This is a genomic window from Sphingomonas bacterium (assembly GCF_028292945.1).
Classification (GTDB): domain Bacteria; phylum Pseudomonadota; class Alphaproteobacteria; order Sphingomonadales; family Sphingomonadaceae; genus Sphingomonas.
The window spans coordinates 1-21,127 of record NZ_JAQGLJ010000076.1 but is presented as its reverse complement, the minus strand read 5'-3'; the positions used below and the strand labels follow the sequence as shown (position 1 = coordinate 21,127).

The window sequence follows — 21,127 nt, the reverse complement described above, 5'->3', positions numbered from 1 at the left end:
GATGCTTGCTTCGCGCGTGGATGCTGAAACAAGTTCAGCATGACGGTGCGGTGGGCTTCACCTCGCCTTCGTTCCGCATTAGCTTCCCCTCATGCCCGAGACCCCCGTCGACCAGTTCCGCACGTCCACCGGCCGCTGGCTGTACGGCAGCCTGGCCGGCCTCGGCACGGTGCTGCTGGCCCTCGCCGGCATCGGAGCGACGATCGCCACGTCGAACCCGCTGTTCCTCGCCGCCACGGGCGTTGCGCTGCTGGTCGTTCTGGTCCGTTGGCTGGGGACGCTCGCCACCTCCTACCAGGTCACCGACCAGCGGCTGATCGTCTGCCGCGGCCTTGTCATGAAGACGATCGATGAAATCGAGCTGTACCGGATCAAGGACGTCCGCCTCGACTTCTCCCTGCTCGGGCAAATGGCCGATATCGGTACGCTGACGCTGACCTCGACCGACCGGACGACGGGCGACACGCAATTCATCCTCGCCGACGTGCCGCATGCGCGCGCTCGGCGCGAGGGGCTGCGCGGGCTGGTCGAGCGCGCGCGACAGCGGCGTGGCGTGCGCGAGATCGACATGGATCATCAGGGTTTCGACCCCGCCGCTGGATAAAAGCGCCGCCTGCGCCCATTTGACGGGCACATGCCTTCGCCTCCTCCTCAGATCGTCCGCGTCATTGACCTAGAGACCACCGGCAACGCCCCGCCTGCGCACGGGGTGGTGGAGATCGGCTGGCAGGACGTGGCGCTCAAGGCTGACGGCCGCTGGGAGCTGGAAGGGCAGGGGGGTCACCGCCTCGTCAATCCCGGCCGCGCCATCCCGCCCGTCACCATGGCGGTGCATCACATCCGCGACGAGGATGTTGCCGACGCGCCGTGGTGGCATGACTGCGCACGCCCGATCCTGGATCCCTGGCCGCGCCGCGTCGCGCTGGCGGCGCATCGCGCGAGTTTCGAGCAGGGCTTCTGCACGTCCGCCCTGACCCGCGATGCCGACTGGATCTGCACCTGGAAATGCGCGCTGCGGCTGTGGCCCGACAGCCCGGCCTTTTCCAACCAGATCCTGCGCTACTGGCGCAACCCCGTGGGGCTCGACCACGAGCGCGGACTGCCCGCGCATCGCGCCTTTCCCGACGCCTATGTCACCGCGCACCACCTGCGCGACATGCTCAACGAGGCGAGCGTCGCGCAGCTGGTGGAATGGTCGCGCGGACCCGGCCTGCTGCCCCGCGTGCGATACGGCCCCGATCGCGGCAAGGAGTGGGGCGAGCTGAGCTACGACTCGCTGATGAGCTATCTTTCCGATCGCGATCCGGACGTGCGCTTCACCGCGCAGACCGAATTCGACCGACGCAGCGGCGGCGGCACGGTCGGCAAGGCGTCTGCGCAGGAGCTGTTGCTCTGAAGCATCGCGGGCCTGCGCAGGAGCTGTTGCTCTGAAGCATCGCGGGCCTGCGCAGGAGCTGTTGCTCTGAAGCATCGCGGGCCTGTGCAGGAGCTGTTGCTCTGAAGCATCGCGGGCTCAAGATGGAGCTGAAGCAGGGCATGACCAGGATCCGCGCCGCCGAGGGCGCCGCGCGTATCCTGTTCGATCTCCGCTGCTATGGCGACAGGCCGGCCAAGATCATCGAACGCATCCAGCGCGTGACGGCGAGTTCGTGCGGTCGGACGCAGACAGGTTCGCGCCGGTGCTGCGTGCCAGCCTGGACCAGGCCGCCGCGCGTAAGCTTCTCCACGGCGGCGAACGCTCGCAACTGTTCATCTCGCGCACCGCCGCCAACATGTGGCTGAGCGTCTAGACGTCCAGGTTCGCCACATTCAGCGCATTGTCCTGGATGAACTCACGGCGCGGCTCGACCACCTCGCCCATCAGCCGCGAGAACACGTCGTCCGCCGCCGCCGTATCTTCCGTCGTCACGCGCAGCATGGTGCGGTGGCCGGGGTCCAGCGTGGTCTCCCACAGCTGGTCGGCGTTCATCTCGCCCAGCCCCTTGTAGCGCTGGATCGCCAGCCCTTTGCGCCCCGCCGCCAGGATCGCGTCAAGCAGGTGCGATGGCCGCGACACGATCGCCGCGCCGCGTGTGGGCGCCATTGTGGTGCGGCCTTCCTCATCGGTCGGCGTATCGTCCTCGGCCGTCGTGGCCGACACCTCCGGATCGGGTTTCGCGGCAGCAGCAGCCGACTTCGAGGGCACGAGCTTGCCCGGGTGCGCATACGCCTCCGCCTGCTCGGCCGCGAGCGTGTGCAGCTTGCGCGCCTCGGTGGATTGCAGGAAGCTCGCCTCGACGATGTGGTGATCGGTGACGCCGCGCCACAGCCGCTCGAAATGGATGCCACCTTCCTCGGTCAGCGTCGCGGTCCAACGCGCGTCTTCGTCGCCCGCATCCAGCTGTCGTGTCACCGCCTGGACGCTTTGCACGCGTGCCTCGCGTTCCGCCGCCGGGTCGAGCGCACCGCCCAACGCCAGCGCCTCGACGATGCCCGCGTCATAGCGGCGCGGCACATAGCGCATCAGTGTCCGCATGCGCCGCGCATGCTCGACCAGATCGCGCAGGTCGCCGCCCGATCGCGGCCCCGTCGCGGCCTCCAGCACGGTGCCCGCGACGCCGCCGTCGACCAGATATTCGTCCAGCGCAGCGTCGTCCTTCAGATACACTTCCGACCGGCCCTTTGTCGCCTTGTACAGGGGCGGCTGCGCGATGAAGAGGTGCCCGCGCGTGATCAGCTCCGGCATCTGGCGATAGAAGAACGTCAGCAGCAGCGTGCGGATATGCGCGCCGTCGACATCGGCGTCCGTCATGATGACGATCTTGTGGTAGCGCAGCTTGTCGGCGTTGAAGTCGTCGCGCCCGATGCCTGTCCCCATTGCCTGGATCAGCGTGCCGATCTCCTTGGACGAGATCATCCGGTCGAACCGCGCGCGCTCGGTGTTGAGGATCTTGCCACGCAACGGCAGGATCGCCTGGAAATGCCGATCTCGGCCCTGCTTGGCGGAACCGCCGGCAGAGTCGCCCTCGACCAGGAACAGCTCGGACTTGGCGGGGTCGCGCTCCTGGCAGTCGGCGAGCTTGCCAGGCAGCGAGGCCACGCCCATCACCGATTTGCGGCTCGCCTCGCGCGCCTTTTTGGCGGCCTCGCGCGCCGCGGCGGCGTCGATCGTTTTCTGGATGATCTGACGCGCGTTCTGCGGGTTTTCCTCCAGCCATTCCGCAAGCTTGTCGGCGAGCAGCGCCTCCAGCGGCTGGCGCACCTCCGAGGATACCAGCTTGTCCTTGGTCTGTGACGAGAACTTCGGATCGGGCAGCTTGACCGAGACGATCGCCGTCAGGCCTTCGCGCATGTCCTCGCCGGTAAGCTGGATCTTCTCCTTCTTGAGGATGCCGGACCGCTCCGCATAGCCGTTCAGCGTCCGCGTCAGCGCCGATCGAAACGCAGCGATATGCGTGCCGCCGTCACGCTGGGGGATGTTGTTCGTGAACGCGAGGACGTTCTCGTAATAGCTGTCGTTCCACTCCAGGGCCACGTCGATGCCGATGTCGTCGCGCTGGCCGCTGATCGCGATCGGCTCGGGAAACAGCGGTGCCTTCGAGCGGTCGAGATACTTCACGAACGCGGCGATCCCGCCTTCGTAGTACAGCTCCACCGTCTTCGGCTCGTCGTGGCGCGCGTCCGTCAGGAACAGCCGCACGCCCGAGTTGAGGAACGCCAGCTCGCGGAAGCGGTGCTCCAGCTTTTCGAAGTCGAACTCAACGATCTTGAACGTCGCGGGCGAAGGCAGAAAGGTGACGCGCGTGCCCTTGCGGCCGTTCGACGGCCCGACGACCTTCAACGGCGCCACCGCGTCGCCAAACGCGAAGCGCATGTTATTCTCTTCGCCGTCGCGCCAGATCGTCAGGTCGAGCCATTCGCTCAACGCGTTGACCACCGACACGCCGACGCCGTGCAGCCCGCCGGAGACCTTGTAGGCATTATCGTCGTTGGTGTTGTCGAACTTTCCGCCGGCATGCAGCTGGGTCATGATGACCTCGGCCGCCGACACGCCTTCTTCCTCGTGGATGCCCGTCGGAATGCCCCGCCCGTTGTCGGTCACCGACACCGATCCATCGGGATTGAGCTGGATGTCGATGCGGTCGCAATGCCCCGCCAGCGCCTCGTCGATCGCGTTGTCGGAGACCTCGAAGACCATGTGGTGCAGGCCCGATCCGTCGTCGGTGTCGCCGATGTACATGCCCGGCCGCTTGCGTACCGCGTCCAGGCCCTTCAGCACCTTGATCGAGGACGCGCCATAGCTGTTGGCGTTGGGATTTTCGGCGGAGTCAGCAGGCGTATCGCTCATGCCCAGCATATAGGGACTCGGGGCTGCTTAGCCTAGCGAAATGCCCGTCTCAGTGCCGGGCGGGCGGCGTCCGCCCGAGTGTCAGGAACAGCAGCCCCGCGAGTACCAGCGCGACGGCCGCGACCGCCAGCGCGATGTCATAGCCGCCGGTCGCATCGTGCAGCCGCCCGAACCCGACGATGCCGGTGGCGGTTCCGATCAGCGCCAGGACCAGCAACGAGCCATAGACCTCGCCATAGGCCTTCAGCCCGAACAATCGGCTGGTCAGATACGGCAGCAGGTCATGCTCCGCACCGTTCATCAACCCGGCAGCGAAGATCAGCGCCATCATCGCCGCGAAGCCTGGCGACTGCCACTGCAAGCCGATGAACGCGACCGCGGAGATCGTCGCGGCGGCAGTCGCCAGCGGCGGGGCAGAATAGCGATCGACCAGGAAGCCCATCGCAAACCGCCCAACGATCTGAGACGCGCCGAAGCTCGCCAGCAGCAGCGCCGCCTGTGCCGCGGTCAGCCCGCGTTCGAGCCCGAACGGCACCATCTGCGTGACCAGCCCGTTGGTGGCGACGTTGATCAGCAGTGCGGCACCACCCAGCGCCCAGAACTTTCCGGAGCGCCGCGCCTCCGCGCCGGTCATGCCCGCGACCGGTGCCGCGTCCGGGTCGATCGCCGGATCGGGTTTCGCCAGCCTGGGTGCCTCGCGCAGCGCCAGCATGACCAGCGGCAGGGCGACCAGCGACACCGCCGCGCCCAACGCCCAGAACCCGCCACGCCAGCCATAGCCGGCAATCACGGCTGCGACGATCGACGGCAGCACCAGCGTCGTGATCGACAGGCCCGACGTCGCCACCGCCAGCGCCAGCCCTCGATGCGCGGCAAACCGCGCCGCCACCAGCTTGCCATAGACCAGCGATCCCGTCCCCGGCACGGTCAGCGCGAGGCAGAACACCGCGAACTGATATTGCCAGATGCGGCCGGTCATCACTGCCAGACCGGCATAGGCCGCGCCCAGCAACAACATCGCCGCGACGATCATCGCGCGCACGCCCACCCGGTCGGTGAAGCGGCCCAGGAACGGTGCCGCGAAGCCGCCCAACAGCCCGACGCCGGATGCCGTCGCGATCTGCCCGCGCGTCCAGCCGAACTCCGCGACCATGCCCGGCGTGAACAGGCTCGACAGGTTCTGGAACAGCCCCGGCCCCGTGCCGATGCCGATCATCGCGGCGGCGACCACCGGCCAGCCGAGGCGCCACTCGCTTTTGCCGGATGAGACGGGCTGGGCCATGAAGTCAGCGTAGCGGCGGTGGCCACCAGAGGCCAGCCGACAACCCAGGACCCTCCCCGGCTTCGCCGGGGAGGGTCTAAGCTAGTCAACGAACAATCAGGGACGGCGCGCTACAGCCAGCCGCGCGCCGCCCCTCCCACCACTCAGCGGCGCGCGAACTCACTCGCGCGGCGGCCGAGCAGGGTGACTTCGACCCGGCGGTTCTGCCGCTGGCCCGCCGTCGTCGCGTTGCTCGCGACCGGCTGCGCCTCGCCATGGCCGACCACCTGAAATCGGGCGCGCGTCACACCCATCGCGTCGAACGCCTCGCGGACGCTGGCGGCGCGACGCTCGGACAGGTCCTGGTTGTACGCATCGGACCCGCGCGCATCGGTGTGTCCGTCGATCGTGACGCGCACGCCGGGATTGTCGCGCAGATATTCAGCCAGCGGCCGCAGCCGGTCGATCGCGCCGGGGCGCAGCGTCGCGCTGGCGGTCGCGAACAGCACCTCCTCCGCCAGCGTCAGCGTCGCGCCGCGCTGGGTCTGGCGAAAGCCGTAATTCTGCATCGCGCCGCGATCCCAGGTGCGACGCTCCTCGACGACGACGACTTGGCCACGGCGATCCCAGTCGAAGCGGTCGCGTCGCGGCCCGGCCTCTTGTGCAAAAGCACGGTTGGCAGCCGACGCCTCGCGCGGCTGCACGCGGCCGTCACGGTTGAAGTCGAAGTTGCGCATCACGAATGCACGCCCGCGAACGGAGCCGCGCAGTTCGGGATACAGGTTCGGTACGCCCGCGCCGACCAACCGGTAATCGCCCGGCCGCCAGTCCCAGCGGTCCTGCGCCAGCGCCGGACCGGCGCCAAGGGTGGTCGCCAGCAGCGCGGCGGTCATAAGGATCTTGGTACGCATAAACACCTCCATGGCCCCCGCCATAGCGACGTGTTTGGACCGCGTGGCTTGAACGGCGTCTGAGCCGGGCCGACAGCAGGCGTTCAGCCGAGCCGCACCCGCGTGGCGTCCGCGCCGATGTCCGCGAACAGCGCATCCTCCGTCCCCGTCATCCAGGTCTGGCCGCCGTCCGAAAGCCGGTCGAACAGCGCCGCGCGACGCAGCGGATCGAGGTGCGCGGCGACCTCGTCCAGCAGCAGCACGGGCCTGGCGCCACGTCGCTCGGCGACCAGTTCGGCATGCGCGAGCACGATACCGAGCAGCAGCGCCTTCTGCTCGCCGGTCGAGGCGAGCGCCGCCGTCTGGTTCTTGTCGCGATGAATCACGTACAGATCGCTGCGATGAGGACCCGCCAATGTGCGACCGGCCGCGGCATCTCGCGCGCGGCCGCGGCGCAGCGCGTCGAGCAGCGGCGTGTCGTCGCCCGAGCCATTCAGCGCGACGCGCGCGCGCGCGAACGGGCCGGGTGGTGCAACCGCTAGGCGGTCGTCCAGCAACGCCACCGCATCGCGTCGCGCGCCGTCGATGACTTCGCCATGCTCCGCCATCTGTGTTTCCAGCGCGGTGAGCCACGCCGGGTCGGCACTTTTCGGATCGCCGAGCAGCCGGTTGCGCGCGCGCATCGCGGCGTCATAGCGCTGCGCATGACGCGCGTGCGCCGGGTCCAGGGCGAGCACCAGCCGGTCGAGGAAGCGCCGCCGCCCGCCCGCCGCCTCGACGAACAGCCGATCCATCGCCGGGGTCAGCCACAGCACCGCCAGCCATTCGGCGAGCGCGGTGGTCGCGGCCGGCGCGCCCTGAATCCGCAGCACGCGACGCTCGGGCGCATCGGCGCGCGTCCCAGTCGCCAGCTCCACACCGTCAACAATCGTCGCCGCGACCCCGAACCCACCCGGCCCGTCGCTCCGCGCGATCTGGCCCAGACTGGCGCGCCGCAGGCCGCGCCCGGGGGCGAGCAGCGACACCGCCTCCAGCACGTTGGTCTTGCCCGCGCCGTTCTCGCCCGTCAGCACGACCAGCCCGACGCCGGGCGTGAGGCTCAGCGTGGCGTGGTTGCGGTAATCGGTGAGCACGAGGCGCGACAGCATCGCAGTCGGCTTAGCGGTCTTGCATCCCTCCGTCATGCAGCGCCGGCATGCCTCTTTTCCCGGTGCGGCCCGGACCCCAACCGGCCGCGCCCGCGGCCCTGCCGGCCCGCCGGGGAGGGAATAGCTGCGGGTCAGCCGTATGTTAGAAACGGCGGCGCAAGTGGCAACGGATCAAAGGAGAGGTATTCCAATCGACCCAAATGCCTCCCCGGCGGAAGCCCGGGCCCAGTCGGCCGCGCCGGAGTGAACCGAACTTCGGGTCGATGCATGCGCTAAGGACGAGTCCTTTTCGCCGTAGCTTACGCCGCCAGCTTCTGCGGCTCGGTCGGCGCGGTCTCGTCCTTCCTCGTGCTCAGATACGACGCCAGCGGCCCCAGCTCACGCTGCGCGTGCTTGTACGCGACCGGCTCCAGGATGTTCAGCCGCTTGCGCGCCGCGTCGATCGGCTCAGCGAGCAGCGCCTCATAGTCCTCGCCGATCATCCACTTGGCCTTGCGCCCGTGGCGATAACCCTCGATCACCGCCTTGGCGAACAGGCGATTGCCCGTCACCTTCAGGCTCTTGAGCGCCGCGGCGGCGCCGATGAACGCCCAGCCGAGCCCGCCCAGCTGCGCATAGGAGAAAGCCACCAGCGCCGCCTCGCCCATGCTTTCATCGGCCTTGTACCCGGTCAGCACGTGCCAGATGTCGTGCACGTCGCGCGAACGGCGGCCATACCAGGCATAGGGGTGCTGCAGGTCCTCGATCGGATTGACGCGGCTGACCTCGACCAGCCCGTCGGCCGTATAGCCGGTGGTCTCCAGGAACTCGCGATAGGCGGCGCCGACCGTGCCGGGCGCGAACGATGCGATCCACGCCTTGTCGGTGAAGCGCTGCGCCAGCTCCACCTGCCTGCTCGCGATCCGCCCGCCCTCGGGCGTAGCGATCAGCCGCGCATATCCGCTCGGGCCCGAGCCGACGTTCAGCGCGCGCATGATGCGGAATACCTGCGTCGTGTCGTCGCCGTTCGCGAGCAGCTTCCTGATGGCGTCGAACGCCGTCTTCCAGTCGCGACGTCCGGTGGTGCCGGGAAAGGGGGGCATCTTTGTCATGCGGAAGCTCCTTACTGACACTGATGTCAATAGTGGGTGCGCCCGGCCATGTCAACTATGCGGCACCTTCGCCACTTAGCGGCGGATGGCGAACTGCGTCACCAGGCCAGCCGCAGCGATCGTCACTGGCTGCCGCAGCTCGTTGCCGCTCGCCCGGATCGTCGGGTGCCACACGCGCACCGTCGCCCTGCCCGCCGGCAGGCCGTCCAGCACCACCGCGCCCGCGGCGTCGGTCTGCGCCACGAACGGCGTCGCGGTGACGATCAGGAAGCCGCTCATCGCGTCGTGGATGTTGCAGCCGAGCGCGACAACCCCGGGCTTGTCGAAGGTGACAGAGCGGGCCTCCTCGCGACCATAGAGCTTGAGGTCGAAGCGTTTGGGTTGCGAGAAGGAATAGACATGATGCCGCACGCGGTCGCGGTTCGGAAACGCGACCGTGGCGCCGACCGGCACGATCAGCACGCGCGGCGCGAACTGGATGTCGCGCTGCTCGACCGCGTAGACTCCGCGTAGCCTGGCGGGCGCGACGCCAGCTATATCGATCGACACGACCGCGCCGCTCAGCGGCTTTCCGTCCGGTCCGCGCACGGTGATCGACGCGGGCGCTGCGAGTGCCGCCGTAGCAAACACCGTGGCGAAAAGTACGGCCGCAATGGCAAATCTAAACATGACCGCGGGTCTAGCGAGGCGAGGTTTCACATAGATTGATCCAGCCGAAACTAAATCTGAACCGCGGTGCGTCATCCTGGATGGCGATGAGGTTCCGCTACGCCACCCTGACCATGTTTGCGGCCGTGATCACCACGCCTGCGCTCGCCGACGACGGCCGCGCAGGTGGCAAGCTGGTACTCACCGATGGGATCACATCGGTTGAGGGCGCGGCCGGTGGCGGGTTGGCGACCTGGTCGCTGATCGCGGGCAACGAAACGGATCGCGGGATTGGCGGCACCGCGCACGTGACCACGGTGGTGCTGCCCGACTTTACGCTGACCGCAGTCGGCGGCGCGCTGGGCATCCGCGATCGGCTGGAACTGAGCTATATCCGTCAGTCGTTCGACACGCGCGGCGCCGGCGCGGCTTTAGGCCTGGGTCGCGGGTTCCGGTTCGAACAGGATATCTATGGCATCAAGGCGCGGGTCGTGGGTGACGCCATCTGGGATCAGGATCGGTGGCTACCGCAGATCGCGATCGGCATGCAGCACAAGGTGGCCAAAAAGGGCGCGGTCGTTCGCGCGATCGGAGCGACGCGGGCGAGCGGCACCGACTTCTATATGTCGGCGACCAAGCTGTTCCTGGCGCAGGGAATCATGGCGGGTGCGACGATTCGCGTCACCAAGGCCAACCAGTTCGGACTGCTGGGGCAGGGCGACCGCCGCAGCGTGCAGTTCGAAGGTTCGCTGGGCAAGCTGTTCGCCCACAATCTTTTGGTCGGCGGCGAATACAGAACCAAGCCCGACAATCTCGACTTCGCCCGCGAATCCGATGCTTTCGATGCCTTTGCGGCGTGGGGCATCCATCGCAACATCACGTTGACCGCGGCCTATGTCGACCTCGGCGACATCGCGACCGTCAAACGTCAGCGCGGTGCCTTTCTGCAACTCCAGGGGGGCTTTTAGACATGTCTTTGCTCCTGTCCCTCGCCGTCCTTGCCCAGGCCGTCCCCGCTGAAGAACCAGTCGCGCCGTATGCGCAAAGCAACGCGAATGCCGGCGCGACGTCGTTCGCCGGCGACGCGATGTGGCGCGCGTTCGGGGGAGCGGAAGGCGTCGATCGCCTGATCGCGGATTTCATGACGCGGACCCGTGCCGACCCGCGCATCGCCGACATCTTCAAGGGTCAGGACATGGTCCGCTTTCGCCGCGTCCTCACCGAGCAGTTCTGTTACATCCTGAACGGCGGCTGTGGCTATTCGGGGCGCGACATGCGTACCGCGCACAAGGACATGGGGCTGCAAACGGCGGACATGGGTGCGCTGGTCGAGAACCTGCAGGCCGCGATGCGCGCGGGCGGCATTCCATTCGCAGCGCAGAACCGGTTCCTGGCGAAGCTGGCGCCGATGAAACGCCGGATCGTCGAGCGATAAACAAATCTTAGCCAACCAAGACTATTACAACACGATGATGCGCAGGATCTCAGCGGCGTTGCAACGCTGGCCGGCGGTCGATCCGCTTCGCTCGGTTTCGCGAAAGCTGACGCTATTCTACGCCTCGTTGTTCGCCGTATCGGCAACGCTGATGGTCGGCGTCGCTCACGTGTCGATCGAGCGGTACGCCGAGCACATCGTTGGTTCCGAGATGGAGATGGGAGCGCGGGTGTTCGACCGCATCACCGCCATGCGCTATGCCCAGCTCGGCAATGCCGGGCAGGTGCTGGCGAGCGATTTCGGTTTCCGCAGCGCGGTCGCGACACGCGACGCACCCACCATCGCCTCTTCGCTGGACAGCCTGCGCCGCCGCCGTGACCTGGCGCAGGCGTTCGTGGTCGACCTCGACGGCGCGGTGATCGGCTTCGATGGCGCGCTGTCGGCCGCCGATCGCGCGACGGTTGCAAGGGCTGTAAGAAACGGCGCCACCCAGGGTCTGCTGCCGATCGGCGGACAAGTCTATGGCGCCACCGCTTCGCCGATCAGAGCGCCGATGACGATCGGTTGGGTGGTCTTCGCCAATCCCATCGACCGTGCGGAGCTTGCCCAGCTCTCCTCGCTGTCGGCGATCGCGCTTCAGCCCCGCGTGGTGCCGGCCGCCCGGCTCTCGGCGGATCTTCGGCGGCCGGGCGCACACGTCGAGTGCGTACGAGACGGTGAACGCCTGCTGGTGCAAGCCGCCGTCATTCCCTCTTTCGGCTCCAGTATCCCGCACGCGCTGGTGTTGGAATACAGCCTCACCGACGCGCTTGCCGCGTATCGGCCGATCTTCTGGCTGCTGCTGGCGGCGGGCCTGTTGGGCTTCATCGTCGCCATTTTCGGCAGCTGGCGGCTGGCGCAGCGGATCACGCGGCCGATCCGCTCGCTCGACGCGGCCGCGCGCGCCATCAGCGCCGGCGACTATACGCCGGTGGCGATCACTACCCGCGACGAGCTCGGCACATTGGCGGCGAGCTTCAACCGCATGGTCGAGGATATCGACAGCCGCGAAAAGCGCATCACACACATGGCGTTCCACGATTCGCTGACCGGCCTGGCCAATCGCGTGCTGTTGAAGGAACAGCTCGGCATCCTCCTCGCACGGCCTGCATCGGACCGTCGCCAGGCGCTGCTGTTTCTCGACCTGGACAATTTCAAGAGCGTCAACGACACGCTCGGCCACCCCACCGGCGACGCGCTGCTGTGCGAGATCGCCGCCCGCCTCAGCACTGCACCGGGTGACAAGTTCGTGGCACGGTTGGGCGGTGACGAGTTCGCGATCCTGTTGACGGAGGACGCCCGCACGCTGGACCGGGTCGCAAACGACCTGATCGCCGCGGTGGCCGAGCCTTGCATCGTCAACGGTCACCGCATCGTGCCCGGCACCAGCGTCGGGATCGCACTCGTCGGTCAGGACGGCACCGAGGTGACCACGCTGCTCAAGAACGCCGATCTGGCGCTCTACAAGGCAAAGTCGCAGGGCAAGGGTCGGCACTGCTACTTCGAGCCGGCGATGGACGCGGCCGCGCGGGCCCGCCGACAGATGGAACTGGACCTCCACGACGCGGTCGCGCGCGGCGAGCTGTTCCTGATGTTCCAGCCGCTCTTCAACCTGGCGGAGGCGCGTGTTTCCGCATTCGAGGCGCTACTGCGCTGGAACCACCCGACGCGCGGGCTGGTGAGCCCGCTCGACTTCATTCCGCTGGCTGAGGAGACCGGCCTGATCGTGCCGATCGGCGAGTGGGTGCTCCGCGAAGCGTGCCGACAGGCGGCCGCCTGGCCCCAGCCGTTGCGCGTCGCGGTCAATGTATCGGCCGTGCAGTTCCACGTTCCGGGGCTCAATGCGATAGTCCTGCGGGCGCTCGCCGACGCCGGCCTGCCGGCCGAACGGCTGGAGATCGAGATCACGGAGAGCTTCTTCATCGACAATGTCGAGGATACGCTGGCGGCGCTGCACTCGCTGCGCGCGATCGGCGTGCGTGTCGCGTTGGACGATTTCGGCACGGGCTATTCGTCGCTGAGCTATCTGCGCCGCTTTCCGTTCGACAAGATCAAGATCGATCGCAGCTTCATCCTCGACCTGATGACCGACAAGGACGCCAGCGCGATCATTCGCTCGATCACCTCGCTCGCCGATGCGCTCGGCATGGAGACAACGGCAGAGGGGGTCGAGACCGAGGACCAGATGGAGGCTTTGCGCGCGCAGGGCTGTTCGCAGATCCAGGGCTTCTACTTCAGTCGACCGCTACCCAGCAGCGAGGTGAGCGGCTTTCTGGAAGGAATGATGGAAGAGCAGCGGGCAGCGGCTTAGGCCGAAGGGGTCATGGCCGCCGCCGCGCCTCCTGCCGGCCGGCGACACAGTCCAGCCGCACCAGCCGCGCGACAATGGCGCCTTCGCTTCGGTCCAACGCTAGCGCCAGTGCCGCCAGCCCCTCGCCGCCGTACCAGCCGTGGCAAAGCGACTGGTCCTCCGCTGCGGTCCACGCCGAACGGCGGATCGTACCGGGTGCCACCGTCAGGCGCGGTGGTGCGGGCGGATGCAGCGCGGCAAGTGCGGCGGTGACACCCTGCCATTCGTGGAGCGTCAGCGACAGCCGGCCGTCGCTGGTCTCCAGCGCCAGCCGATCGCCGGATGCGGTAAACCGGAAAAGGCGACCATGGACGTCCCAGGCCACAGAGCGGCTGAGGGGGACGCCGGGTATGTACACCTCACACCCGCATTGGCATCAGTACGTACAGCGCCGACGCCTTGTCGTTCTCGCGGATCAGCGTCGGCGCGGCGGCGTCGGCGAGGTGGACCTCCACGATATCGCCGTCGATCTGGCCCAAAATGTCCATGAGATAGCGGCTGTTGAACCCGATCTCGAACCCTTGCGCGGCATATTCGCCGGGCACTTCCTCCGCGGCAGTGCCGTTCTCCGGGCTGGTGACCGACAGCGTGATCTTGTCGCGGTCGAGCGCCATCTTGACCGCACGCGTCTTCTCGGTGGCGATGGTGGAGACGCGATCGACGCCCTGCATGAAGCTCGACGGGTCGATCTTGAGGATCTTGTCGTTGCCGGTCGGGATGACGCGCGAATAGTCGGGGAACGTCCCGTCGATCAGCTTGGAGGTCAGGATCGCCTGCCCCAGGTCGAAGCGGATCTTGCTGCCCGACAGCGACACGCCGACCGAGCCGTCGACCTCGTCCAGCAGCTTGCGCAGCTCGCCCACACATTTGCGCGGCACGATGACGTCGGGCATCCCCTCCGCGCCCTCGGGGCGATCGACCGTGACGCGCGCCAGCCGATGCCCGTCGGTCGCCGCCGCCTTCAGCACCGCGCGGCCGTTGTCGTCGCTGGCGTGCAGGAAGATGCCGTTGAGGTAATAGCGCGTTTCCTCGGTCGAGATGGCAAAGCGCGTCTTGTCGATGATCTGCTTCAACGTCTCCGCCGGCAGCTCGAACCGCGTCGGCAGCTCGCCCTCGGCGATGATCGGAAAGTCGTCGCGCGGCAGCGTCGACAGACTGAACCGCGCGCGGCCGGCGACGATCGTCATCCGCCCCTCCGCCGCCGACAGCGAGACTTGCGAGCCATCCTGGAGCTTGCGCGCGATCTCGAACAACGTGTGCGCGGCGACGGTGATCGCGCCGGGCTGTTCCACGTCGGCCTTGATCTGCTCGTTGATCTGCAGGTCCAGATCGGTCGCCATCAGCCGCAGCGCGCCTTCGGCCGTCGCCTCCAGCAGCACGTTGGACAGGATGGGGATGGTGTTGCGCCGCTCCACCACCGACTGGACGTGGCTTAGCCCCTTCAGCAGCGTCGCGCGTTCGATCGTGGCCTTCATGGTCTTCCCCCGCCCCGCCGAATTGCGCGGGGTCACCTTGCCGAACAGCCTAGCGAAGGAGTCGCCGCCGGGGCAAGCGCCGCGCGCCGCTAAACCCGTGGACAACCGGTCGGGCGGGGCTAAGCAGCAAGCATGTCGACACCACGCAAGGGCCGCGACTTCATAGCGCGGCATGGAGAGACCGTCTTCAACGCAGCAGCCCGGTTGCAGGGCGACTTCCCGCACACGCCGCTGACCCGCGCCGGCTTCGCGCAGGCGGACGAGATCGGGCGCGCACTGCTCGACCTGCTCGGCGCGCGACCGGCGCTGACGCTGTGGTCGTCGTCATCGGGTCGGGCGCTGCAGACGCTCGCGGTGATCGCCGAGCATCTCCAGCTCGATTGGCACGCGGCTCGCACCGACGGCCGGCTGGTGGAGATCGGCATGGGAGCGTGGGGCGGGCGCTATTATGCCGACGTGATCGAGGATGTCGGCCCGGTCATCACCGCCGAAGGACTGCTCCGCCCCGCGCCCGACGGCGAGCTCTACGATGCCATCGCCCACCGCGTCGGCGGCTGGGCCAGCGACACGGCGGATGACGAGGGCGACCGGCTCGTCATCATGCATGGCATCTCCTCGCGCGTGCTGCGTGGGCTGCTGACGGGAGCCGCCGTGCATCCCGAGTTCGCCGCGCCGATCGCGCCCGGACTGCCGCAGGGCTCCGTGGTGCTGATCGAGCAGGGGCGTGAGACGATTCCCCATTTGGGCGCAGGGCACGCGCCGGCGTGATCCTGGCGCTTTTGCTGCTCGCCGCCGCATCCGGACGCGAAGCCATTGGCGTCTACGGCGGTTGGGGCGCCTTTCGTGACGCCAGCCCCCGCCGCTGCTTCGCCATCGCGCGGCCGATCGTGGGGCGCGGGCGCGCGACCGGATTCGCCAGCGTCGCGAACTGGCCCGGTCGTGGCCTGTCCAGCTCGTTGCACATCCGCTTGAGCCGCGCGCGCGATCGGTCTGCGGGTGTGACGCTCTCGGTCGGCGAACGCCGGTTTGCGCTCGTCGCCAACACCGCCGATGCCTGGGCCGCCGATGCACCCAGCGACCGCGCCATCGTCGCGGCGTTGCGGTCGGGGCGGTCGATGAGCGTCGAGGCGGTTGGGCTGGGCGGGCGTCCCTTCGCCGACACCTACGCGCTTGCCGGCGCCGCCACCGCCATCGACGCGGCGGCGCTCGCCTGCGCCGCGCGATAGCCGATGACCGGCTTTAGCTTGCCTTGCCCGGCGGAAGCCGGGGTCCAGTCGGCCGCGCCGGTTACCAATAGCCCGACCTCGTCGCTGACACCCCGGCCGGGCCCCGGCCTCCTGCCGGGTAGGGGATAAGGCTTGGCCATGACCAATTACGACGCGATCGTGCTCGGCGCGGGTGGGGCGGGGCTGATGTGCGCTGCGGTCGCCGGGCAGCGCGGCCGGCGCGTGCTGGTGATCGACCATGCGCCCGAACCGGGGCGCAAGATCGTCATCTCCGGCGGTGGCCGCTGCAATTTCACCAATCGCGACACTGCGCCCGATCGCTACCTGTCCGCCAACCCGCATTTCGCACGTTCGGCGCTGGGCCGTTACGCGCCGCAGGACTTCATCGACCTGGTCGAGCGGCACGGCATCGCCTGGCACGAGAAGACGCTGGGTCAACTGTTCTGCGACGGTTCCGCGCGGCAGATCGTGCGGCTGCTGCTCGACGAGTGCGATGCCGGCGGGGTGACGCTGCGACTGGGCGAGACAATCCGCGACGTGAACCATGCCGATGGCCGGTTCACCGTCGCGACCGACGCGGGCGACTATCAGGGGAGCGCGCTGGTGATCGCCACCGGCGGACCCTCGATCCCCAAGCTCGGCGCGACCGGCCTCGCGTACGATCTCGCCCGTCGCTTCGGCCTCAAGGTGGTCGAACCGCGCCCCGCGCTGGTGCCGCTGACGCTCCCGCCTGCCGAGGCGTTGTTCCGCGAGCTGGCGGGTGTCGCCGCCCCGGTCGTGGCGCGCTGCGGCACGGCGGCGTTCGCGGAAGCCGCGCTGTTCACGCATCGCGGGCTGTCGGGGCCGGCGATCCTACAGGCGTCCTCCTATTGGCGGCACGGACAGCCGGTTGCGATCGACTTCCTGCCAGACCAGGAGGCGGGCTGGCTCGTCGCCGCCAAACGCACACAGCCTCGCGCTTCGCTGCGCAAGCTGCTCGGCGGGATGATGCCCGACCGACTTGCCGCGACGCTGGCGGAACAGCTCGGCGCGGGCGATCGTCTCGCCGACACACGCGACACGGTGCTGGGCGAGTGGGAAGCCCGCCTGCGCGGCTGGACCTTCCGCCCCAACGGCAGCGAGGGCTTCGCAAAGGCGGAGGTCACCGTGGGCGGCGTCGCCACCGATGGCCTGTCGCAGCGCGACCTGTCCGCCAGGCACCTGCCGGGCCTGCACGTCATCGGCGAGGCGGTGGACGTCACCGGCTGGCTCGGCGGTTACAATTTCCAGTGGGCCTGGGCCAGCGGCTACGCGGCCGCGCAGGCGCTGTGAGCTAGGCCCGCAAGCTGTTGCCGGCGCCGAACGCGCCTGCCCCTTGCGGCTTCCCGTCGACGATCAGACGCACGCCGCCCCGCAGCGCGGCCGTGTCGATCGCCGCCACGTCCACCGTGCAGCGGGTCGCGACCCCTTTGATCTCGACCCCGGCGAGCACCTTGCCCGCTGCTCCTGATAAAGCGGGCGCCAGCACGCACGCGGTCGCCGACCCGGACAGCAGCGTGTGGTGCTGCAGCACGACCTGTTCGTTGACGGTGGCACCCCGATGGCGAAGGTCGGCGACGTTGGCGAAGTCGAACGCGCGGAAGCTGGGTTCCATCACCGTGATGCCGTCGCCGACCGACAGCCGCCGCGCATCGACGCCGAGCACGCCGCGACACTGCCGCCCGGCGGTCGACGCCATCGCCAGCTCCATCTCGCCGCCCAGCAACACCGCGCCCCGACAGCCGAGGACATAGATGCAGGCCGTCGCGTCGGCGAGCGGACCGAAATAGCCACCCGACACGCGCACGATGCCGAATTTATCGAGTCCCTCGACGCGCAAGCCGACCGAGGCGAACTGATCGATCCACGGCCGCACGATCTCGACGTTGGCGTTGCGGCGCAGCGACTGGTTGGTGCCGACGTCGGTCGCGCCGCCCGACCCGACCACATGGATGCCGACCGCCAGCTGCGCGGTCTCGAACTCGACGATCGAATGGTCGGTGAACCGGCCGTCCAGCAACAGGCCGGTGCTGTCGGGGACCGCCGTCGTGCAGGCGGCGATGCAGCGCACCAGCCGTGCAGAGGCGTTGCCGTTGATGTCTGTCAGCGCCCGGCGGCCCGTGACCGCGCGGTAGCCAATGTGGCGATCTGTGCCTTGCCCGCCGCCTCGCCTGGCGCGGGTCGCCCGACAGTCTTCCATCAACAGGTTGATCGTGCCTTCCCACGCGAAATCGACGATGCTGTCCTGCGACTTGGTGCGCCGCACGGTCGGATCCTGGCACCATTGCACGACGACCCCGCGGGCCTGCGCCTGCTTGTCGGGCGCGACGGTGCGGTTGAACTCGATGCCCTCGACCAGCATGTCGAGGTGCAGGGCATTGATCGCGACGCTGCCGTCGGCGGCCAGCGGCGGGCGATCCGGCCCCATGCGGAAAACGTCGTCGGTCGCGCTGCGCACAAGCACCTGCGTGACGAAACGCGCGTCCCCGGCGAAGTGGATGCCCGCGCCGATCAGTTTGCGACCCGGCAGTCGCGAGACGATCCCGGCGGTGCAATGGTAGGTGCCGGTATGGAGCTGGACCCGCACACAGGCGGCCAGCGCCGCTTCGATCGCCGGCCCGCAATCGGCGGCTGAGTCATCTGCGACCGCGCCGAACCATTCCGCCTGTCCCGTCACGCCGTCCCAATGCCGCGCCCAATGCCCCGCACCGCCTGACACGAACAGGCCCTGCAGGGGATCGGCGCTGGGCGGCGGGCCGGCGCGCCGCACGAACAGTCCCGATCGGCCGCCATCGTCGAGGAAGCGGACCTCACCCGGCTCGGCATCGGTGTTGGCGAGCGCTGCGCGCGATCGGATGGCCGTACCGGTCGTTGCCGCGCGCGCCTCACCCGCAAGTCCGGCGGCGGGCGAGACCGCGAGCAACGCCAACACGCCACGTCGAGAGGCTCGATCCTCGGCTTGCGTCGTCATTGCTGGATAACAGCGCCGCTTTCCGCTATGTTCCACCAATGCTGACAGCACCGGCCGCCCTCATGCCCATTGCCGGGCACATCGACCCCGTGACGGTGCCGCGCGCGCCATTCGTGCGGCCCGACGGCCGCGTCGATCTGATCGGCCTGACCAAGGACCAGCTGCGCACGACCCTGGGCGACGCGGGGCTCGACGAACGTCAGGCCAAGCTGCGCGCCAAGCAGATCTGGCATTGGCTGTACAATCGCGGCGCCACCGACTTTGCGCAGATGACCGACATCAGCAAAACACAGCACCCGTGGCTGGCCGAGCGGTTCGCGATCGGCCGCCCGGAGGTCGTGGAGGCGCAGGTATCGACCGACGGCACGCGCAAATGGCTGCTGCGTTCGCCCGACGGGCAGGATTACGAGGCGGTGTTCATCCCCGACGCCGATCGCGGCACGCTGTGCGTCTCGTCGCAGGTCGGCTGCACGCTCAACTGCCGCTTCTGCCACACCGGCACCATGCGGCTGGTCCGCAACCTGACCGCGGGCGAGATCGTCGGCCAGGTGATGCTCGCGCGCGACGCGCTGGGCGAATGGCCGTCGCAGCCAGAGGGGCGGATGCTCACCAACATCGTCATGATGGGCATGGGCGAGCCGCTGTATAATTTCGACGCGGTGCGCGACGCGCTCAAGCTCGTCATGGACGGCGACGGGCTAGCGCTTTCGAAGCGGCGGATCACCTTGTCGACGTCGGGCGTGGTGCCGATGATGGCGCGCGCCGGCGCGGAGATCGGGGTCAACCTCGCCGTGTCGCTGCACGCCGTGACCAAGGAGGTGCGCGACGAGATCGTGCCACTCAACCGCAAATACGGCATCGAGGAACTGCTGCAGGCGTGCGCCGATTACCCCGGTGCCAACAACGCGCGCCGCATCACGTTCGAGTACGTGATGCTGCGCGACAAGAACGATTCGGACGCCGACGCGCGCGAACTCGTCCGCCTGCTGCGTCACTATCAGCTACCGGCCAAGGTCAATCTGATCCCCTTCAATCCGTGGCCCGGCGCGCCCTATGAATGCTCGACGCCCGAGCGGATCAAGGCGTTCTCGAACATCGTCTTCGCCGCCGGCATCAGCGCGCCGACCCGCACCCCGCGCGGCCGCGACATCGATGCGGCGTGCGGTCAGTTGAAGACGGCGGCGGAGAAGAAGAGCCGCGCCGAGCTGGACCGGCAGGCGGAGGAGAAGATGGCGGCGCTAGCCTGAGGCGCGCAGCGCCTCCAGGCGGGGCAGCAGGTCGTCGGTATAGTCGCCCACCACCCAGATGAAGCTTTGTACGTCGGTGCGGTCCTCCGGCTGAAGCGCGTCGATGGCGGTTTCGGTGTCGGCGATCAGGTCCAGCAGCGAACGGTACACGTCCGCACTCGGCGTGGCGGAATAGTCATACTGGAACCGGTGGCCGATGCGCTGCGCGAAGTCGACGGTCGCCACCGGTTTGAGGAACATGTGGTCGCGCGGGCGCCAGAGGTTCGGCAAATAGGTGAGCAGCGGCCATGATGGCCGCCCGTGCGGCGCGATTGCCTGTACCATGCCGCGCAGACCCTCCTCCAGATCGCCCGATGCGAACCGGGCCGCGGATCGGACATAGGCGGCCCCGTTCGGACCGCCGAGAAGTTCATGCGCTCGCGCCAGTTCGGTGGAATGCAGGATGTTCGTGGCGAAGGCGCGCCTCACGGCAATCGCCTCGTCGGTCGTCGCCTCCAGCGCGTTGTCGAGTGGCAGGGCGTCGTCCAGTCTGGCCTTGGCCTTGGCCTTGTACTCGCGCTCGTCCTTGACATAGGCCCTATCGGTGAACCCGCCGGGAAAGAAGCGGAGGAACCGGACGATCGCGCCGTCGATCCCGATGTAATCGGGATGGAGCTTGCCGGCCTCGTTGCGCAGTCGCGTCTGCAACGCCCGCAGGTCGGCGTCGCGGTGCTCCTCCACGGGCGTGCCCTTGCGGATAACGGCACCGCGCCAGCCCCCCGGTGCGGATCTGATCCGGATAATCGCAGCACCGATCTTCTCGTCCTTGGGCTCGCGCATCCGATCAGGATGGCGATCGTTTGGCTCCCCCGACAGTTACAACGCTGCAATGTTTCGGCTCACCCGCCGACGCTGACCCCAAGCAACGTCCGCACCCGCGCCTTGAAGCGGCGGAACTCGTCGCCCGACAGCCGCGCGACCGAGGTGAACGAGATCGATTTAGGATTGATCGCCCGCCCGTT

At 68.2% G+C, this 21,127-nt stretch carries 20 protein-coding genes; 10 read left to right on the top strand and 10 right to left on the bottom strand.

All coding sequences use genetic code 11. From position 1 onward, the window contains the following. Positions 1–91 precede the first annotated feature (91 nt). The 3 genes from JWN21_RS09215 (at position 92) to JWN21_RS09205 (ending at position 1,790) form a co-directional block, all read left to right on the top strand. The gene (locus JWN21_RS09215; RefSeq protein WP_299648785.1) at positions 92–604 is read left to right on the top strand and encodes a PH domain-containing protein; all 513 of its coding nucleotides are present in this window, start codon (positions 92–94) and stop codon (positions 602–604) included. Between the two features lie 30 nt (positions 605–634). Continuing rightward, entirely contained in the window at positions 635–1,396 is a 762-nt protein-coding gene (locus tag JWN21_RS09210) for an exonuclease domain-containing protein (protein ID WP_299648783.1), read from the top strand. 253 nt (positions 1,397–1,649) lie between these two features. Next, complete coding sequence (locus JWN21_RS09205; RefSeq protein ID WP_299648780.1) at positions 1,650–1,790, top strand: hypothetical protein; 141 nt, start codon at positions 1,650–1,652, stop codon at positions 1,788–1,790. Here the strand turns inward: JWN21_RS09205 and gyrB are convergent. The 6 genes from gyrB to JWN21_RS09175 all read right to left on the bottom strand — a co-directional run bounded on the left by gyrB (position 1,787) and on the right by JWN21_RS09175 (position 9,386). After that, complete coding sequence (gyrB, locus tag JWN21_RS09200) at positions 1,787–4,336, bottom strand: DNA topoisomerase (ATP-hydrolyzing) subunit B (protein ID WP_299648777.1); 2,550 nt, start codon at positions 4,334–4,336, stop codon at positions 1,787–1,789. The genes JWN21_RS09205 and gyrB overlap by 4 nt on opposite strands. A gap of 40 nt (positions 4,337–4,376) precedes the next feature. Beyond that, positions 4,377–5,609: an MFS transporter gene (locus JWN21_RS09195; RefSeq protein WP_299648774.1), complete on the bottom strand. Its 1,233-nt coding sequence runs from the start codon at positions 5,607–5,609 to the stop codon at positions 4,377–4,379. A gap of 143 nt (positions 5,610–5,752) precedes the next feature. After that, positions 5,753–6,499, bottom strand: coding sequence for an OmpA family protein (locus tag JWN21_RS09190; protein WP_299648772.1), 747 nt, complete (start codon positions 6,497–6,499; stop codon positions 5,753–5,755). Positions 6,500–6,582: 83 nt separating this feature from the next. Next, on the bottom strand, positions 6,583–7,626 hold the full coding sequence (gene recF / locus JWN21_RS09185) for a DNA replication/repair protein RecF (protein ID WP_299648769.1): 1,044 nt from the start codon (positions 7,624–7,626) through the stop codon (positions 6,583–6,585). Between the two features lie 299 nt (positions 7,627–7,925). Continuing rightward, a complete protein-coding gene (locus JWN21_RS09180) occupies positions 7,926–8,717 on the bottom strand; it encodes a Coq4 family protein (RefSeq protein WP_299648766.1) in 792 nt (263 codons plus the stop codon). A 75-nt stretch (positions 8,718–8,792) separates the two neighbouring features. Next, positions 8,793–9,386, bottom strand: a complete 594-nt coding sequence (locus JWN21_RS09175) for a methylamine utilization protein (RefSeq protein WP_299648763.1) — start codon at positions 9,384–9,386, stop codon at positions 8,793–8,795. A gap of 86 nt (positions 9,387–9,472) precedes the next feature. On the opposite strand from JWN21_RS09175, the gene JWN21_RS09170 reads away from it, so the two are divergent. Genes JWN21_RS09170 through JWN21_RS09160 form a run of 3 tightly spaced genes read left to right on the top strand, consistent with a single transcriptional unit; the run spans position 9,473 to position 13,150 of the window. Beyond that, on the top strand, positions 9,473–10,333 hold the full coding sequence (locus JWN21_RS09170) for a DUF3034 family protein (protein ID WP_299648761.1): 861 nt from the start codon (positions 9,473–9,475) through the stop codon (positions 10,331–10,333). Between the two features lie 2 nt (positions 10,334–10,335). Next, positions 10,336–10,800: a group 1 truncated hemoglobin gene (locus tag JWN21_RS09165; protein WP_299648758.1), complete on the top strand. Its 465-nt coding sequence runs from the start codon at positions 10,336–10,338 to the stop codon at positions 10,798–10,800. A gap of 37 nt (positions 10,801–10,837) precedes the next feature. Further along, entirely contained in the window at positions 10,838–13,150 is a 2,313-nt protein-coding gene (locus JWN21_RS09160; protein ID WP_299648755.1) for an EAL domain-containing protein, read from the top strand. A gap of 10 nt (positions 13,151–13,160) precedes the next feature. On the opposite strand, the gene JWN21_RS09155 is transcribed toward JWN21_RS09160, so the two are convergent. After that, entirely contained in the window at positions 13,161–13,514 is a 354-nt protein-coding gene (locus JWN21_RS09155) for a hypothetical protein (protein ID WP_299648752.1), read from the bottom strand. A 34-nt stretch (positions 13,515–13,548) separates the two neighbouring features. Further along, on the bottom strand, positions 13,549–14,664 hold the full coding sequence (gene dnaN, locus JWN21_RS09150) for a DNA polymerase III subunit beta (RefSeq protein ID WP_299648749.1): 1,116 nt from the start codon (positions 14,662–14,664) through the stop codon (positions 13,549–13,551). Between the two features lie 132 nt (positions 14,665–14,796). Between dnaN and JWN21_RS09145 the strand changes: the two genes are divergently transcribed. The 3 genes from JWN21_RS09145 to JWN21_RS09135 all read left to right on the top strand — a co-directional run bounded on the left by JWN21_RS09145 (position 14,797) and on the right by JWN21_RS09135 (position 17,201). After that, entirely contained in the window at positions 14,797–15,432 is a 636-nt protein-coding gene (locus JWN21_RS09145; protein ID WP_299648746.1) for a histidine phosphatase family protein, read from the top strand. Further along, on the top strand, positions 15,432–15,890 hold the full coding sequence (locus JWN21_RS09140; protein WP_299648848.1) for an invasion associated locus B family protein: 459 nt from the start codon (positions 15,432–15,434) through the stop codon (positions 15,888–15,890). Before JWN21_RS09145 ends, JWN21_RS09140 begins: the two co-directional genes overlap by 1 nt. A 138-nt stretch (positions 15,891–16,028) precedes the next feature. Next, positions 16,029–17,201, top strand: coding sequence for an NAD(P)/FAD-dependent oxidoreductase (locus tag JWN21_RS09135; RefSeq protein ID WP_299648743.1), 1,173 nt, complete (start codon positions 16,029–16,031; stop codon positions 17,199–17,201). A 1-nt stretch (position 17,202) separates the two neighbouring features. Here the strand turns inward: JWN21_RS09135 and JWN21_RS09130 are convergent, their stop codons facing one another. Further along, complete coding sequence (locus JWN21_RS09130; protein WP_299648740.1) at positions 17,203–18,879, bottom strand: hypothetical protein; 1,677 nt, start codon at positions 18,877–18,879, stop codon at positions 17,203–17,205. Between the two features lie 38 nt (positions 18,880–18,917). Between JWN21_RS09130 and rlmN the strand changes: the two genes are divergently transcribed. Continuing rightward, the gene (gene rlmN, locus JWN21_RS09125) at positions 18,918–20,126 is read left to right on the top strand and encodes a 23S rRNA (adenine(2503)-C(2))-methyltransferase RlmN (RefSeq protein ID WP_299648737.1); all 1,209 of its coding nucleotides are present in this window, start codon (positions 18,918–18,920) and stop codon (positions 20,124–20,126) included. Here the strand turns inward: rlmN and JWN21_RS09120 are convergent. Then, the gene (locus JWN21_RS09120) at positions 20,118–20,945 is read right to left on the bottom strand and encodes a hypothetical protein (protein ID WP_299648734.1); all 828 of its coding nucleotides are present in this window, start codon (positions 20,943–20,945) and stop codon (positions 20,118–20,120) included. The genes rlmN and JWN21_RS09120 overlap by 9 nt on opposite strands. Positions 20,946–21,127: the final 182 nt, after the last annotated feature.

Excerpts from the sequence above, each read along its gene's own strand:
- gyrB (WP_299648777.1), bottom strand. The coding sequence starts at position 4,336 with ATGCTGGGCATGAGCGATACGCCTGCTGACTCCGCCGAAAATCCCAAC.
- JWN21_RS09175 (WP_299648763.1), bottom strand. The coding sequence starts at position 9,386 with ATGTTTAGATTTGCCATTGCGGCCGTACTTTTCGCCACGGTGTTTGCT.
- rlmN (WP_299648737.1), top strand. The coding sequence starts at position 18,918 with ATGCTGACAGCACCGGCCGCCCTCATGCCCATTGCCGGGCACATCGAC.
- recF (WP_299648769.1), bottom strand. The coding sequence starts at position 7,626 with ATGCTGTCGCGCCTCGTGCTCACCGATTACCGCAACCACGCCACGCTG.
- JWN21_RS09160 (WP_299648755.1), top strand. The coding sequence starts at position 10,838 with ATGCGCAGGATCTCAGCGGCGTTGCAACGCTGGCCGGCGGTCGATCCG.
- JWN21_RS09190 (WP_299648772.1), bottom strand. The coding sequence starts at position 6,499 with ATGCGTACCAAGATCCTTATGACCGCCGCGCTGCTGGCGACCACCCTT.
- JWN21_RS09180 (WP_299648766.1), bottom strand. The coding sequence starts at position 8,717 with ATGACAAAGATGCCCCCCTTTCCCGGCACCACCGGACGTCGCGACTGG.
- JWN21_RS09195 (WP_299648774.1), bottom strand. The coding sequence starts at position 5,609 with ATGGCCCAGCCCGTCTCATCCGGCAAAAGCGAGTGGCGCCTCGGCTGG.
- JWN21_RS09120 (WP_299648734.1), bottom strand. The coding sequence starts at position 20,945 with ATGCGCGAGCCCAAGGACGAGAAGATCGGTGCTGCGATTATCCGGATC.
- JWN21_RS09170 (WP_299648761.1), top strand. The coding sequence starts at position 9,473 with ATGAGGTTCCGCTACGCCACCCTGACCATGTTTGCGGCCGTGATCACC.
- JWN21_RS09215 (WP_299648785.1), top strand. The coding sequence starts at position 92 with ATGCCCGAGACCCCCGTCGACCAGTTCCGCACGTCCACCGGCCGCTGG.
- JWN21_RS09165 (WP_299648758.1), top strand. The coding sequence starts at position 10,336 with ATGTCTTTGCTCCTGTCCCTCGCCGTCCTTGCCCAGGCCGTCCCCGCT.
- JWN21_RS09145 (WP_299648746.1), top strand. The coding sequence starts at position 14,797 with ATGTCGACACCACGCAAGGGCCGCGACTTCATAGCGCGGCATGGAGAG.
- JWN21_RS09130 (WP_299648740.1), bottom strand. The coding sequence starts at position 18,879 with ATGACGACGCAAGCCGAGGATCGAGCCTCTCGACGTGGCGTGTTGGCG.
- dnaN (WP_299648749.1), bottom strand. The coding sequence starts at position 14,664 with ATGAAGGCCACGATCGAACGCGCGACGCTGCTGAAGGGGCTAAGCCAC.
- JWN21_RS09135 (WP_299648743.1), top strand. The coding sequence starts at position 16,029 with ATGACCAATTACGACGCGATCGTGCTCGGCGCGGGTGGGGCGGGGCTG.
- JWN21_RS09210 (WP_299648783.1), top strand. The coding sequence starts at position 635 with ATGCCTTCGCCTCCTCCTCAGATCGTCCGCGTCATTGACCTAGAGACC.